This window comes from Rhodococcus sp. ARC_M5 (genome assembly GCF_022810405.1).
Taxonomy (GTDB): domain Bacteria; phylum Actinomycetota; class Actinomycetes; order Mycobacteriales; family Mycobacteriaceae; genus Rhodococcoides; species Rhodococcoides navarretei.
In genome coordinates, this window is sequence record NZ_JALGQE010000005.1 from 282,123 (window position 1) to 296,811 (window position 14,689).

General features: G+C 65.1%; 17 protein-coding genes. 7 read left to right on the forward strand and 10 right to left on the reverse strand.

The window, feature by feature from the left end; all coding sequences use genetic code 11:
* The first annotated feature begins 7 nt into the window (after window positions 1-7).
* From MTX34_RS10790 to MTX34_RS10805, 4 genes are all read left to right on the forward strand, one after another.
* Window positions 8-427 (forward strand): MmcQ/YjbR family DNA-binding protein, encoded by a 420-nt coding sequence (locus MTX34_RS10790; protein WP_243609438.1) that lies wholly within the window; start codon window positions 8-10, stop codon window positions 425-427.
* Window positions 418-1,305, forward strand: a complete 888-nt coding sequence (locus tag MTX34_RS10795; RefSeq protein WP_243609439.1) for a LysR family transcriptional regulator — start codon at window positions 418-420, stop codon at window positions 1,303-1,305. Before MTX34_RS10790 ends, MTX34_RS10795 begins: the two co-directional genes overlap by 10 nt.
* Before the next feature lie 86 nt (window positions 1,306-1,391).
* Entirely contained in the window at window positions 1,392-1,760 is a 369-nt protein-coding gene (locus MTX34_RS10800; RefSeq protein ID WP_243609440.1) for a DUF5313 family protein, read from the forward strand.
* Between the two features lie 11 nt (window positions 1,761-1,771).
* Entirely contained in the window at window positions 1,772-2,458 is a 687-nt protein-coding gene (locus MTX34_RS10805; protein ID WP_243609507.1) for a peroxiredoxin, read from the forward strand.
* A 3-nt stretch (window positions 2,459-2,461) separates the two neighbouring features.
* Here the strand turns inward: MTX34_RS10805 and MTX34_RS10810 are convergent, their stop codons facing one another.
* From MTX34_RS10810 to MTX34_RS10825, 4 genes are read right to left on the reverse strand one after another with little or no spacing between them, the layout of a single operon-like run.
* A complete protein-coding gene (locus MTX34_RS10810) occupies window positions 2,462-2,635 on the reverse strand; it encodes a hypothetical protein (RefSeq protein ID WP_243609441.1) in 174 nt (57 codons plus the stop codon).
* Window positions 2,632-3,453: a carbohydrate ABC transporter permease gene (locus MTX34_RS10815; RefSeq protein ID WP_243595637.1), complete on the reverse strand. Its 822-nt coding sequence runs from the start codon at window positions 3,451-3,453 to the stop codon at window positions 2,632-2,634. The genes MTX34_RS10810 and MTX34_RS10815 overlap by 4 nt, the downstream gene beginning before the upstream one ends.
* The gene (locus MTX34_RS10820) at window positions 3,450-4,496 is read right to left on the reverse strand and encodes a carbohydrate ABC transporter permease (protein ID WP_243609442.1); all 1,047 of its coding nucleotides are present in this window, start codon (window positions 4,494-4,496) and stop codon (window positions 3,450-3,452) included. The genes MTX34_RS10815 and MTX34_RS10820 overlap by 4 nt, the downstream gene beginning before the upstream one ends.
* A gap of 14 nt (window positions 4,497-4,510) precedes the next feature.
* A complete protein-coding gene (locus MTX34_RS10825) occupies window positions 4,511-5,791 on the reverse strand; it encodes an ABC transporter substrate-binding protein (RefSeq protein ID WP_243609443.1) in 1,281 nt (426 codons plus the stop codon).
* 188 nt (window positions 5,792-5,979) lie between these two features.
* On the opposite strand from MTX34_RS10825, the gene MTX34_RS10830 reads away from it, so the two are divergent.
* On the forward strand, window positions 5,980-6,798 hold the full coding sequence (locus tag MTX34_RS10830; protein WP_243609444.1) for a DUF2786 domain-containing protein: 819 nt from the start codon (window positions 5,980-5,982) through the stop codon (window positions 6,796-6,798).
* On the opposite strand, the gene MTX34_RS10835 is transcribed toward MTX34_RS10830, so the two are convergent.
* The gene (locus MTX34_RS10835; RefSeq protein WP_243609445.1) at window positions 6,799-7,611 is read right to left on the reverse strand and encodes a MerR family transcriptional regulator; all 813 of its coding nucleotides are present in this window, start codon (window positions 7,609-7,611) and stop codon (window positions 6,799-6,801) included.
* A gap of 70 nt (window positions 7,612-7,681) precedes the next feature.
* Between MTX34_RS10835 and MTX34_RS10840 the strand changes: the two genes are divergently transcribed.
* Window positions 7,682-8,002 (forward strand): nuclear transport factor 2 family protein, encoded by a 321-nt coding sequence (locus MTX34_RS10840; RefSeq protein ID WP_243609446.1) that lies wholly within the window; start codon window positions 7,682-7,684, stop codon window positions 8,000-8,002.
* A 47-nt stretch (window positions 8,003-8,049) separates the two neighbouring features.
* Here the strand turns inward: MTX34_RS10840 and MTX34_RS10845 are convergent, their stop codons facing one another.
* Genes MTX34_RS10845 through MTX34_RS10865 form a run of 5 tightly spaced genes read right to left on the reverse strand, consistent with a single transcriptional unit; the run spans window position 8,050 to window position 14,034 of the window.
* A complete protein-coding gene (locus MTX34_RS10845; protein ID WP_243609447.1) occupies window positions 8,050-9,315 on the reverse strand; it encodes an MFS transporter in 1,266 nt (421 codons plus the stop codon).
* A complete protein-coding gene (locus tag MTX34_RS10850; protein WP_243609448.1) occupies window positions 9,312-11,063 on the reverse strand; it encodes an ABC transporter permease subunit in 1,752 nt (583 codons plus the stop codon). The genes MTX34_RS10845 and MTX34_RS10850 overlap by 4 nt, the downstream gene beginning before the upstream one ends.
* Before the next feature lie 3 nt (window positions 11,064-11,066).
* The gene (locus tag MTX34_RS10855) at window positions 11,067-12,545 is read right to left on the reverse strand and encodes an ABC transporter substrate-binding protein (RefSeq protein WP_243609449.1); all 1,479 of its coding nucleotides are present in this window, start codon (window positions 12,543-12,545) and stop codon (window positions 11,067-11,069) included.
* On the reverse strand, window positions 12,542-13,312 hold the full coding sequence (locus MTX34_RS10860; RefSeq protein WP_243609450.1) for an ABC transporter ATP-binding protein: 771 nt from the start codon (window positions 13,310-13,312) through the stop codon (window positions 12,542-12,544). Before MTX34_RS10860 ends, MTX34_RS10855 begins: the two co-directional genes overlap by 4 nt.
* Window positions 13,309-14,034 (reverse strand): ATP-binding cassette domain-containing protein, encoded by a 726-nt coding sequence (locus MTX34_RS10865; RefSeq protein WP_243609451.1) that lies wholly within the window; start codon window positions 14,032-14,034, stop codon window positions 13,309-13,311. Before MTX34_RS10865 ends, MTX34_RS10860 begins: the two co-directional genes overlap by 4 nt.
* Window positions 14,035-14,132: 98 nt before the next feature.
* Between MTX34_RS10865 and MTX34_RS10870 the strand changes: the two genes are divergently transcribed.
* Complete coding sequence (locus tag MTX34_RS10870) at window positions 14,133-14,642, forward strand: TIGR04338 family metallohydrolase (protein WP_243609452.1); 510 nt, start codon at window positions 14,133-14,135, stop codon at window positions 14,640-14,642.
* Window positions 14,643-14,689: the final 47 nt, after the last annotated feature.

Below are 14,689 nucleotides of genomic sequence, written 5' to 3' on the forward strand. Positions count from 1 at the left end.
TTCTGGCGTGGCCATCGATCCCACCTCGAAGCATCCGGTCCTCGAACGCGTCCGCGCGCTGGCGTTCGCCTACCCCGAGGTATCCGAGAAAATCTCACACGGTCGGCCGACTTTCCGCACCGCCTCGGTGTTCGTCTACTTCGGCGGTGGGGTCAAAGGCGGCGACCAATACGACCTCTCGATCCTCGTCAAATGCGAGAGCGTCGAGGAACAGCGCGCCTGCGAGCTCGAACCCCGGTACTTCCACCCCGCCTATCTCGGCCCGGCCGGCTGGGTGGGATTCGACCTGAGTGATGCCGACGACGACGTCTGGGCCGAGGCCGCCGAATTGATCGACTGCAGCTACCGCGTGACTGCCCCGAAGCGCAACATCGCCAGACTGAATTCCGGTGAGGGCCCGAATCTGGGGACTCAGCAATGGAATTGAGACAGCTGGAGTACTTCGTCGCGGTGGCCGAGGAAGCGAACTTCACTCGCGCAGCAGCCCGGGTGCACATCAGCCAATCCGGCGTCAGCGCCCAGATCCGAGCGCTCGAACGCGAACTCGGAGCCGAGTTGATCGACAGATCGGGCGGCACAGCAACATTGACCACCGCCGGTCAGGCCGCGCTGACGCAAGCCCGTGCGACACTGGCCGCTGCCGGCTCGGTCAGGCAATCCGTCGACGACGTTGCCGGACTCCTGCGCGGCTCGCTTCGCGTCGGAATGGTCACCGCCTGCACTGTCCCACCACTGTTCGACGCGTTGGCCCGCTTCCATTCGGCGCACCCTGGCGTCGAACTGGCTCTCCAGGAGGGTAATTCGGATCGCTTGGTCGCCGATGTGCGCGCCGGAGAATTGGACATCGCACTCGTCGGTGTCGCAGCTCAGGCCCCGGACGGATTGGCATCGATGGTGGTGATCGACGAGCGAATCGTCGCGGCCGTTCCACCGCAGCACCCTCTGGCAGCACAGGACGAGGCGACGTTGGCGCAGGTGTGCGAGCACCCGATCGTGGCCCTTCCGCCAGGCACCGGCATCCGTGCGGTATTCGACCGGGACTGTGCCGGAGTAGGACTCGCACCGTCGATCATGTTGCAGGCCAGCGCCCCCGACGCCGTGGCCGACCTCGCTGCCCGCGGCTTGGGGGTGGCGATTCTCAGCGCATCGATGATGGACACCTACGGCGATCGATTGACCGCGGTGGAACTGACGGACTCGACCACCGCAGCACTGTTGGCGCTCGTCTGGGCACCGCAGCCGAACGCCGCGTCCGCGAAGTTGGTCTCGATGGCCGAAGACGCCTTCGGTCCCGCTGCACTCTGATCGCATTCGGAACAAAGGTCCTTCGGCGCGGCTGACGGGACCTCGTACCCCAGCGCCGGGCGCACCTGCGAACCTACGGTCGAGGCATGAAAACTCCCACCTTCGGTCAGCGTCTGCGCTACGACGTCGGCGGCGTCCTCCCGGACGACCTGCAGGACTGGGTTCTGCACGACCTGACCGGACGTGGATCCACACAGCGCTATCTGGCCCGATTCCTCGTTCCACTCGTCGCCGTGCTCTTGCTCTTCCTCCTGTTCCCAGGGCCGAACTGGATTGCGGGTCTGATGATGCTGCTCATCTTCGTCCCCGTCGTCTACTTCGCCTCCGCACTGCATCTGATCTACAGGGCGTTCCGGCTCGGGCAGCACGGGATCGATGCAGCGTCGATTCCACGCGCCACGTCCGGCGCAGTGCGAGACCGCGAAACTTACGAGGCCAACTACAGGCACCCGTGACCGACGTCGTAATGCCTCGAATCGGTGACCGCGCTCCGTCGTTCACAGCGATGACCACTCAGGGGCCTATCGACTTTCCCGACGACTACCGCGGAAAATGGGTCATATTCTTTTCGCACCCCGCAGATTTCACACCCGTCTGCACCAGTGAGTTCATAACATTCGCTGCCATGTCCGACGAATTGCGTGAGTACAACACCGAATTGGTCGGTCTGTCGATCGATGGGCTGTACAGCCATATCGCGTGGTTACGTACGATCAAGGACAAGATCAGCTTCAACGGTATGTCCGGTGTCGAGGTGAAGTTCCCTCTGGTCGAGGACATCTCGATGGACATCGCGCGCGCGTACGGCATGATCATGCCCGGTGAGAGCACGTCGAAGGCAGTGCGGGCAGTGTTCGTCGTAGACCCGATCGGTGTGGTGCGCGCAGTGATCTACTACCCGCTGAGCACCGGCCGGAACTTCGACGAAATCCTGCGTCTGATCAAGGCCCTACAGACCGCCGACGCATTCGATGTTGCAACTCCGGCAGATTGGCGTCCGGGTGATCCGGTCATCGTGCCACCGGCCGGTTCGTGCGGATCGGCTGCAGACCGAATGGACGGCACCGACTCCGACGTCGACTGCCAGGATTGGTTCTTCTGCACACGAGAGATCAGTGCCGAAGACATCGAAGGTGCGATCCGCGCACGCTGACAGTCAGCGAATCTTCTTGACCGTGAACCACAGTGCTATCAGCAGACCCAGCAGCGCCACCGACGGCAGTACGCCGGGATCACCTCCGATGATCCCGGCTACAGCGAAACCGAGAGCAACCAGCGCGAAGAACCCGAGAATGCCTGCCAACAACTGCAGATGATCCTGAGCCGTCACGACTTGACGCCACCTGCGGTCAGTCCGGAGATGATGCGGCGCTGGAACAGCAACACCATGATCACCAGTGGAATCGCCACGATGGTGCCCGCGGCCATGATCGCCGCATACGGCACCACGAGCGGATCGTTGCCGGTGAACCGCGCGATGGCCACGGTCACCGGTTCGGTCTTGTCACTCGAGAGCTGACTGGCCAGCAAGTACTCATTCACCGCTGCGATGAACGCGAGGATTGCAGTGGTGAACAGAGCGGGTGCTGCCAGAGGCAGCATCACCAGACGGAACGCCTGGAAGCGTCCGGCACCGTCGATCCGCGCGGCTTCTTCGAGTTCCCAGGGTAATTCGGCGAAGAACGCCGCCAGCGTATAGATCGTCAGCGGTAGGACGAACGAGATGTTGGGGATCACCATCGCCTGGTAGCTACCGATCCACCCGATGTTGGTGAAGAACTGGAACAGCGGGGTCACCAATGCGACGACGGGGAACATCGACGCACCCAGGATGATGCCCGTCACCACGTACTTGAAGCGAAAGTCGATGCGCGAGAGCGCGTATGCCGTGAAGATGCCGATGACCAACGCGATCAGGGTGGTCGCGCCGCCCACGATCAGGCTATTGGCCACCGCACGCAGGAAGTTGTTTCCGTTCGCCGTCGACAGGGCGGTCTCGAAATTTTGCCAGGTGACGTGCGTCGGCCAGGGCGTCGTATCGAACGTGTAGCGCGGGTCGCGGAATGCAGTGACGACCATCCAGTAGAACGGTGCCAACCCCCACACCAGGATGATGACGACACCGAGATAGATGCGGGCCTGCTTCATCGACCGGCCCCCTTGCGCTGGGTTTCCTGTGTAGCAACGGCATTGGCTCCGAGGAACTTCACCAGGATGAAGGCCACCATGAAGATCATGATGAACGAGATGGTCGACAGCGACGCAGCGCTGTTGAATCCCTGCCGGATCTGCTCCACCACCAGGATGGAGATGGTTCGAGTGGCGGGGTTGCCCTCGGTGAGGATGGCGGGCAGGTCGTACATGCGCAGTGCGTCCATGGTGCGGAACAGAATTGCCACCATCAGCGCTGGCTTGACCAGCGGCAGTGTGATCTTGGTGAAACGCTGCCACGCCGATGCCCCGTCGACCCGCGCCGCTTCGTAGACGTCGGCGGGAATCATCTGCAAGCCGGCCAGAATCAGCAGCGCCATGAACGGCGTCGTCTTCCACACGTCGGCGATGATGACGGCGAAACGAGCGGGCCACGCGTCACCGGTCCACAGAATGTTCGTTCCCAGAATGCGATTGGCGATGCCGTCGTACGCGAAGATGAAGTACCAGAGCTTGGCCGTGACCGCCGTCGGGATCGCCCAGGGGATCAGGATCGCCGCGCGCAGCAGAGCGCGTCCGGCAAAGGTCTTACCCATGATCACCGCCATCGCGAAGCCGATGACCACCTCGATGGATACCGTCACGACCGTGAAGAACGCGGTGTTGCCGACCGCGCCCCAGAATTGCGAACCGAGAGTTCCCGGCGGGCAGGGCACCAGCGTGCCCGAGGCCGAGGTGCACTGCTGCAGAATCCAATGCGTGTAGTTGTCGAAGCCGGCAGAACCACCGGTGACGAACATGCCGGTGTCGGGATCGAGGCCGGGATCCTTGGAGAAGGACATGACGAGGGCTCGGATCACCGGGTAGACGATGACGATCGCGAGGATCACCAGCGTCGGTGCGATCAACAGCCAAGCCCGACCCGGCGTCAGGCCGAAGCGCTTGTTCTTGGACCGCACATGCCGACCGCGGCCGGGGGACGAGCCCCCGGCCGCGGTGGTTGCGCCGGCCCCACTGGTCACACCAGCAGGTACAGCCATTGGTTCTCCCGAAATCAGTTGGCGCCGGCGGTTTCGATACCGGCCTGCATGTCCGTGATCGCCTGGTCGACGCTCTTCTCACCCTTGATGGCGGCAGACACGTTGTCCTGCACAGCCTTCGAGACGGCCGGGTAGAACGGGGTGACGGGACGCGGGACGGCATTCTCGATGGATGCCTTCAATGCGGGAAGGTACGGCATCGCGGCGATCAGTGCCGGATCGTCGTACAGCGACGACAGCACGGGCGGCAAAGCGCCCTCGGCGATGATGCGCTGAGCCTGCTCGCCCTGCATGAATCGCAGGAAGTCGGCAGCAGTGGCCTTGTTCTCGGAGTACGCGCTGATCGCGGCGTTGTATCCGCCGAGCGTCGAGGTGCCGACTCCGGTGACTCCGGGAAGCGGTGCGACCGAGTACTTGCCGGCCACGGCCGAACCTTCCTCCGCCGCGGTGCCGTAGACGTACGGCCAGTTGCGCAGGAACAACGTCTGTCCGTCCTGGAACGCCTGCTGGCTCTCGGACTCCTTGAACGTGGTGTCCTGGGCCGGGATGACGCCGGTCTCGAACGCGGTGACCAGGGTCTGCAGTCCGGCCTTGGCTTCCGGGCTGTCGACGGTGGGGGTCTTGCCGTCTTCGGCGACGATCGATCCGCCGTGCGCGTTGATGATCTCCGACGCGTTGGCCGTCAGACCCTCGTAGGGCGCGAATTGCCCTGCGTAGCAGTCGATGTTGTTGTCCCTGGCAACCTGGCAGTCCTCGGTGAGCTCGGCCCAGGTGGTGGGTGCCTCGGGGAGCAGATCACTGCGGTAGTAGAGCAGTCCGCCGTTGGTGTTCTTGGGCGCGGCGTACTGCGTGCCGTTGTAGGTCGCACTCGCGACGGTCGCGGGCAGAACGCCTGCGTTGTCGAGTGCGAATTCGCCCTCGAGCGGCACGAGCCAGCCCTTGGCCGCGAACTCGGCGGTCCAGACGACGTCGAGTGCCATCACGTCGTAGTCGCTCTGCTGTGCCTGGAGCTGCTGGACGAAGTCGTCGTGGGCCTGATCGGCGTCGGCGGACTGTTCCTTGAAGGTGACCTGCTCGTCGGGGTGGCTGGAGTTCCACTCCGAGATGATCTGCTGGACGACACCGGTCTCGGTGGTGTCCTGGCCCTCTACATAGGTGATAGGTCCACGGCCGTCGGCGTTTTCGGATGCAGCACCCGAATCGCCACTCGAACCGCTGTCGCTCGAACATCCGGTGAGCGTCAGCAGCGTGGCTGCCGTTGCAACCACCGCCACCTTCGTGATCAAAGACGCCATTGTTCTCTCCACTTACTTCTACGCGGTGGTATGTGCCCGGAGATGGGCACGCAGAATCTCGCTGTGATGCTCCCCCGACACATATGTCGATGGGTACTGTGGCACACATCGCACCGCGTAGTGGTCATTTCCGAGTTCCTGAATCGGTCAACCCGGACCTGTCGGAGTCGGCCGGTAACCTTTCGCTCATGAGTTCGGACAAGATGCTGACGCGGATCGGCGGATTGCTGCGCCAGGCCGAGTCCACCGACAACCCCCACGAGGCCGAGGCCTTCATGGAGGCCGCTCAGCGTCTGGCGACGTCGGCATCGGTCGATCTTGCGGTGGCGCGTTCGCACAGCGCGTCCAGGGAGCGGCAGGCGACGCCCACCCAGAAGGTGATCCCCATCGGAGAGCCGGGCAAGCGTGGGCTCAAGACCTACGTCCATCTGTTCGTGTCCATCGCACACGCCAACGATGTCCAGTGCGATGTGTCCCGATCGTCGACGCAGGTGTTCGCCTACGGTTTCGACTCGGACATCGAGACCACCGAGGCCCTGTACTCCTCGTTGCTGATCCAGATGGTGCGAGCATCGGACGCGTACATCAAATCCGGTGCCTACAAGTCCGAGACGGCCATTCGTACCGTCACCGAGATCAAGAATCGGCGACGCTACACCCGGCGCGAGGTAGTGCCCGTCGCTGCCGTGACGGCCCGGTTGAACTTCCAGACTGCATTCGCGTCGCGCATCGGTCAACGGCTCGCGGAGGTCAAGAAGGACACCGAGGCGACAGCGATCGCCCAGGAACAACAGGGTGCCGGTACCGCATTGGTGTTGCGCGACAAAGAGATCGAGCTACGCGACTACTACCGGCAGACCTCGACCGCGCGAGGACACTGGCGGGGCCAGAGCGCGAATGCCGGATACTCCGAGGGCGCACGGAAAGCCGGGGATCGAGCGGGGCGAAACGCGAAAATCGGTGCGCACGCCGAACTCGACCGAGCAAGCAGGCAGTTGGGTCGCTGACTAGGGCGTTCGTGTCGAGGCCGCGAATACCGGCCATCCGATTTCCGTGCGCCACAGCGACGAATCCTCTGTATCTCGTGGTCCGACGGCATAGACCTCGCGCACCGGTCCCGCAATGGCCATGCCGTTGGTCTCCACGTACACGCCCAGAGCTCCGTACGTGACGTCGATATCGACATGAGACCCGTGATGGACCGTCACCGCCAGTTCGGTGGGATGCAACGTCATCGGTCGAATTCTATTGGCGGACGGCGCAGTTGCGGTAGGCACGTACACCGTCATGAGTCCACGACCTTCGGTGAACAGCTCGTTGTCGTACAGCCCGCCCGGTGGTCCGGTGGTGTCGGAAACGACCGAGTCGATCTCGGCCATCGCGTCGGAGTACCAACTCAGCACCTCGGATGCGTCGACCACCTCGGATACTGCTGCGACCGAACACTGTTCGGTGAGTACGCGGTTGACCTCGATGGTGGGCGGAGACGGATCCAACAACCGGCGCAGTGCCGTCACCGCTGATCGGGTGTCGTCCAACTGCCGCTCGAGCCGAGTGAGGTGTTCGGTGATCAGTCGGGCTCGGGCGTCGGGATCAGGTGTGGTGACGATCGTCCGCACCTCACGCTCGGGCATCTGCATGCTGCGGAACCGACTGATGATCTGTGCCGTAGCGACCTGGTCCGTGGCGTAGTACCGGTAGCCGGAATGGTCGTCCACTGTCGCCGGCTCGAGCAGTCCCGACTCGTGATATCGACGCAGCGTCTTGACCGACAGGTGCGTGATCCGGGAGAACTCGCCGATCGTCAGCAATCCGTTCATGTCGATATTCTGACCCCTCCCCCTGGGGGAGAGTGGACTCTCCCTCTGGGGGAGGGGCGAGTCTCGGTTCATGAACGAATCACAGATCATCGACCACTACTTCGAGCTCGCCACCCAAGCCGACTCGGAGGCTTACTTCGCCCTGTTCTCCCCCGACGCCGTGGTGGAAGACGAAGGCCGTGAACACCACGGCATCGACGCGATCCGCCGCTGGCGAACCGAGGTGCCGCAGGTGCGCTACGACGTACTCTCCGTCGTCGAATCCGGCACAGGCAGCACCACCACCACCGCACAGATTTCTGGCGACTTCCCCGGCAGCCCGGTGAACCTGTCGTACTGGTTCGAGTTCACCCAGGACGGGAGAATCGCGGTGTTGCGGATTCGGGTGTAGTCCCCGGGCCGCCGCAGGGGGAGCGGGGGATGGGGAGCGCGGGCCGCTCAATCGAGGCGAGCGAGCACCAGGCGCAATCCGACGACACTGGCGATGGGGAACAGCGCCGCGACCAGCCACGGGATGGCCGCGCCCCAGCCGGCATCGGGGGAGGCGTCGATCACCACACCGAGAGCCGTCGATCCGATGAGCACTCCGATGCCCCCGAGCGAGGCCATGAAGCCGTAGTACGAACCGAGTCGACGTTCGGCTGCCATGCGCGGCACCAGATCCCGCGCCTGGGGCATGGCGATCATCTGGCCCAGGGCGAGCAATAGCACGAAGAGCGCAGCCGGGATCAGCCCGACCAGCCCGTTCAGTTCCAAGGGACTGAACACCGCTACCAGGACGAAAGATGCTGCCATGACGGCGAATCCGACGGGCAGCGTGACACGAGGCGATATCCCACCGACGCGTCGAGTGATCGGCAGTTGCGTCGTGACGACGAGTACCGCCGAGATTGCGAAGAACCAGCCCAGCACCGTCTGCGATCCCCACGCACGTTCGACCTCGAGCGGCAGTAGCAGGTACAGCTGGTTGTAGGCCACCAGCTGCGCGCTCATCGCCACGGCGAACAGCACGAAGGTTCGGTTGCGCACCACGTCGGTCCAACCGGAGAGCCAGGGATCGTCGCGATGCTCACCACGCTCGCGCGGCAACCATCGGATGTGCGCGGCGATGACCAGAACGAATATGCCGGCCGCCACGAGACAGGCGATGCGGAAGTCGACCAGTAACAGCAGCGAGCCCACGAGCGGGCCGGTGAACGATCCGATCTGACTGCACACCGAGAGCAACGCGAACGTCTCCACCCGCGTTGCACCACCGTCGCGCTCACTCTTGCCCGCCTCTATTGCAACTGCCGATTCGACTGCAGGAGAGAACAATGCGGCCGCGAAGCCGACCATTACCGTGGCAATCAACACGGCCGCGAGCGAATCCGCGAAGGCAAGGCCCACGAATCCCGCCACCCGCAGTACACAGCCGACGAGAACGACCGGCTTGATGCCCCACCGATCGGCGAGGGTGCCACCGACGAAGAACAACCCCTGCTGCGAGAAGGTTCGGATCCCGAGGACCACTCCGACGAGAGCGGCCCCGAGCCCGAGATCACTCGTCAGGTGCACCGACAGATACGGCAACACCATGAAAAAGCCGATGTTGAAGGTCATTTGGGTGAGGACGAACAGGCGTACGGTAGGGGTGGCCCGCCGCAGATCGACCAGAAACGACCACCGCCACCGCGTCGGCGAGCGATCGGTCTTCGTGCTCACGTGCTGCGTCCTCCTGCGTCGACTTTCTCGATGACGCTACCGGTCCTCCTCACCCGGCCCGAGGTGGCACCGGCGAGAGACACGGCGAGTACGGCGAGTGCGATCAGCGACGCAAGCGGAGCGGCCGCGACCCACGGTGCCCGCTCGACGGCGGCGACCCCGTCGGACAGAATCAGTCCCCAATCCGCGTTGGGTGGTTGCGGACCGAGGCCGAGAAATCCGAGGGCCGCCAGAGCGAGAGCGACACCGGGGAGCCGAATCATGGCGTGCCGCAGGACGACCGGAGCGACGGCGGGCACGACGGAGCAGAGCAGGATTCGCGCATTGCTCGCCCCCAGCGTGGGCAGGATGGAGATGTACGGTCGAGCGTGGGTCTCCTCGACGAGAGCGGCAGTGTGCGCGGCGAGCGGAGCCCAGGTGACGATGAGAACGGCTACGGCCGCCCCGCCTGCACTCGGGCCCCAAATCGCCGCGATCAGAATGCCGGTGACGACGGGCGGCGCTGCATTGGTGACCTCGACCAGTCCACGGGATGCTCGGGGAATCAGTCCGAGCAACACACCGACCACCAGGGCCGCGAGTGTGACGGCAAGCGAGAGACCGATGGAGCGCAGTGCGCCGTCGGCGACGCGCGCCAACAGATCTCGGCCCGACGCGTCCGTGCCGAAGGGGTACGCCAGTGACGGGGCCGCGAACTTCTCCCGCGTCGTCGCCTGGCCGTCTCGGGGGAATCCGGCAAGGACCATGACCAGCAGGACGGACGCCGCAGCTATCGGTACCACCCAGCGCCGCGGCGACGGATGGAAGACGCCGGACGGAATGGGCATCGCCTTCTCGTGCAGTGCGCTGCCGAGCAGCAGACGCCGGCCGATCTCGGCCGCGACACCGAGAGCTGCGCTCACGGCCAGCAGAAGAATGATGTCGATCTGCAGGGCGGGAAGATCCTGCGATTGCGCGTCGCCGAGCGTTGTCCGACCCAATCCCGGTATGGCGAAAACCTTTTCGACAGCCACTGCGCCGCCGGTCATGCCGACCATGACCAGACCGATCTGCGACGCGAGGCCGGGGAGCGCGCGGCGCAACACCGCCACGGCGATCTGGGGCCGGGAGAAGCCTGCGACCGTCCACGTGATGACCCACCCTTCGGTGAAGGTGACGGCAATCGCGTCGGCAAGCAGTCGCCCGATCAGCCCGCCCGCAGGCAACCCGAGCGCGAGTGCAGGAAGCACCGCATACTCGGGACCGTTCCAGCCGTAGGCCGGAAACGACAACCACACGGCACCGAGGACAACCAGAACCGACGCGAGCAGAAACTCCGGCATCGACGTCAGCGCTGCAGCGATGCCGCCCCCGGTACGTCTCGGTGTACCCCGGAGCCCGGCCCGGACGCTGGGCACGACCACCAGGACGGCGACGGCGATCGCGACGACCATCGCGAAGCCCATCAGCGTCAGCGACACCAGCAGCGCATCGAGGGCCCCCGGCAGCACCGGTTCACCTGTGTTCCAGGATGTTCCGGGATTGCCCGACGCGATGCCGGTGAGCCAGTCCCAGAACATCCGCAGCGGTCCGGCGTCGAGGCCGAGGTCGCGGCGAATGGCGGCCAGGGCCTCGGGGGTTGCTTCCTGCTCGGCCGAACGGGCCCGCAGAATGCTCAGGGCCGGATCGCGATTCGACAGCCACGGCAGCATCCCGACGAGGAGCACGACACCGGCGACGGCAACCAGACGCGAGGCGGTTGTTCTCACTGCTTACTCGAAGGCGGTCTGGTTGGTGATGAGCGTGCGTTCCCTGGGATCGCGGGCGACGCCGGTCACACCTTCGGATTCGCCCTGGATGACGCGTTCGTGCAGCATCGGCACGGCTGCGTCCTTCTCCAGGATCAGCTTCTCGGCAGCGAGGATCGCGGCGCGGCGGTCGTCTCCGGGTTCGGTGGCCGAGGCGTCTGCCAACGCGGCGTCCACCTGCGGGTCGCAGAACTGGGAGATGTTGAACGATCCCTCGCAGGCGAAGTCGGAGTACATGTACGCCACCGGGTCACCGGAGTCGAGGACGGTGGCGCGAGACAGAATGAAGGCATCGAATGCACCACTGAGCGCGTCGGTTTCGATGAACTGGTACTCACGCACCACCTGCTCGACGACGAATCCCTTCGCCTCGAGTTCCTGCTGCAGCAGCACGGCGACCTCGGGGAGCTCGGCGCGGTCGGTGAAGGTGGCGAGCGTGATCTTCTTGCCGGTGGCATCACCCGCTGGTGTCTCGGTGCGGGCAGGACGGTCCGCCGCCCACGGCAGCGCGGGGCCGAGCAATCCGTTCGCGGCGTCGGCGCGGCCCTCGTAGACCTGCTCGACCAGACGATCCTTGTCCACCGACTCGCGTGCGGCGGCGCGCATGGCCGGATCCGCGAACACGCCGGACGAGGAGTTCAGGTACAGAGTGTTGGTACGCGGCATCGGCACCTCGTGCACCAGCGACGGGTCGATGTTGGCGGCCTGCGATACCGGAATCGCCTCCACCACATCGGCGGTACCGTTGCGGAGCGCCGCGGCGCGGGCCGTACCGTCGGGCACGAAGTCGACGTCGATGCCGGCGACCTTCGCGGGCTCACCCCAGTAGTTCTCGTTGCGGTCCAGCGTGGCACTCGATGTGCCGTTCACTGCGGTCAACACGAACGGTCCCGTGCCGGTGCCGACGGGGTCGCTGCCGCCCGCGGAATAGGCCGCGGGTGCCAGGATGGCGAGCTGCGGGCTCGACAGCCGTTGCGGCACCAGTGGATCCACGTCCTCGGTGGCCACCTCCACCGTGTCGTCGTCGGTGGCGGTCACCGTCAGCTCGACGCCGTCGAGAATGCGCGGCTTCGGCGCGGCGGTAGTGGCAGCAGTCAAAGCAGTGACGACCGCGGCGGAATCCAGAGGCGCACCATTGTGGAACATCACGTCGGGTCGGATGTCGAAACTCCACGTGCGCTCGTCGACGCGGTTCCAGACGGCGGCCAAACCGGGCCGAGCGTCACCGAGATCGTCGAGCGTGACGAGGGTTTCGGCGGTGGACCAGCGCGAGAGCTTGAAGGCATCGTCGCTGAACTGCGAGAGCCCCGAGCGTGGCGGTTGCAGCATCGCGACGCGGGCCCGATCCGCGGTGTCCTCGGCGGCACCCGAAGAGAAGCAGCCGGTGAGCGTGAGGGTGCCTACCGCTGCCAGAGCGCCGATGCGGAACATGTTCGTGGTCAATGGATCTCCTGTGATGGTTGTGCAAGCCGGGGTACGGCGTCGATCAGGTCTCGGGTGCAGGAGTGCTGAGGTTCGGTCAGAATGTCTCGCACGCTGCCGGTTTCGACGATCCGGCCGTCGTGCATCACCGATACGTCGCTGCAGAGTCGAGCGACTGCAGACAGGTCGTGGCTCACGATCAGCACTGCGCTCGGCAGGCCGGCCAGTACTGCGAGCACCTGCTCGCGCAGATCGGGGTCCAGTCCACTGACCGGCTCGTCCGCCAACAGGTACTGCGGTTCGCATGCCACCGCACGCGCAATGGCGACGCGTTGGTTCTGCCCACCGGACAGCTCCGTCGGGCGGCGCTGCAGACAACGCTCGTCCAGCCCGACGGCAGCGAGTGCGGCACCTGCCTTCGCGCGATGATCTCCGTCGACGCCCAGCAGTCGCAGTGGCGTAGCCACCAGATCCAGGACACTGCGGCGTGGGTCGAGGCTGGTCGCGGGATCCTGGGGTACGTACTGCACGAGTCTGCGAAACCAGCGCAGCGAGCGGACGGAACCGGGACGCACTGTGTGCCTGTCCAATTCGACGGTTCCCTCAGAGGGCACATCCAACGCCAACAGAATGCGCAACAACGTGGTCTTGCCCGAGCCGGATTCGCCGACCACGGCTGTGCGACCGCCCGGCGGCAGCGTGAACGAGACGCCGTCCAACGCGGTACGAGACGAGCCGTGTCGTACGTAGGTACGCGTGATGCCGGTGGCCACCAAGCCCGCAGTCATGGTGCCACCAGCTGACGAAACGGGTCGGCGGCGCGAGCTCGATCGAGCATACGCACCACGACGTCGGACCTCGGACTGTCGAGAATTGCTGCTGTGGAACCGGATTCGACGATGCAACCCGAGTCGAGCACCATCAGGTGGTCGCACAGCTGCGCGGCGACGGCGATGTCGTGGGTGATCATCAGCAGCGACGGCACCTGCCGAAGCGCGTCCACCACTCGCGCCTGGCTGACCACATCGAGGGCCGTCGTCGGCTCATCGGCAATCACCAGTGAACTCGCCCGTGCCAATGCGACTGCGATACAGACGCGTTGGCGCTGGCCACCGGACAGCTCGAGCGGGTGCGAAGCCAGGATGCGGTCGGTGTCGCGCAGGCCCACCCGCTCGAGCAGCGCGGGGGCGTCGGGCGTGCGGAGTTGCCTGCCCACGGTGACCATCGGATTCAGTGCGGTGGCCGAATCCTGGAACACCATCGCGGGGCGGGCGGTACGCGGCCGGCGGGGCGTCGGAACTCCGGCGACATCCTGGCCGTCGACGGCGATGCGACCGGTGCAGGCGATGCCGGGTGGTAGCGCTCCGACGAGCGCGGCGGCGATCAGAGACTTTCCCGATCCCGACGCACCCAGTAGGCCGAGGCGTCGGCCGTCGGGGATCTCGAAGGACACTCGATCGACGATGCGGGACCGGCCCGCGTCGATGCAGAGGTCATCGACGGCGAGCACGATTTCTCCTGAGGATAGAGATGGGAACGACTTCGACAATCGTTGTCGATACGCAACTGTAGGCGAGTCGGCAGGACGACACAAATTAGGCTGATCGGATGAGCAGGGCGAGGGACGCGCAACGAGCGGCCGTCTACGACGCAGAACAACTGGTCCGCACCATGTTCGATCGCGCCGAGGAGCGCGATATTCGCGTGGTGCATGTGATGGGGTCGCAGCTCACGCTGCCGGTCGAGCGCAAGTTCGCCTCCCTCGACTCGGTGCAGGCGTACGTCGATGCGGTGTTGGCGCTGGACTGGGTCGCGGCCACGTGGCCCGACGCCGGTCGCGTGATCACCGTCAGGGCTCGGTCGGGTTCGGCTGCGGCGCACTACGAGACGGACACCGCCACCATCGCCGTGCCACTCCATCGGGGCAACAGCGCGTGGGCGCTGCGGGAACTGGTGGTGTTGCACGAGCTCGCACATCACTTCGCAGACGAGAACGAGCAGCAGCACGGCGGCGCATTCGTCGATCGCTACATCACCCTCGTCAGCGAGATCGTCGGCTTCGAGGCCGGATTCGTGCTGCGCGCGATGATGGCCGAGAGCGGCGTCCGCATCGGCTGATGCCGTTCGGGTGCATCATGGGAGACGCAGCCCACACGACGAGGAGA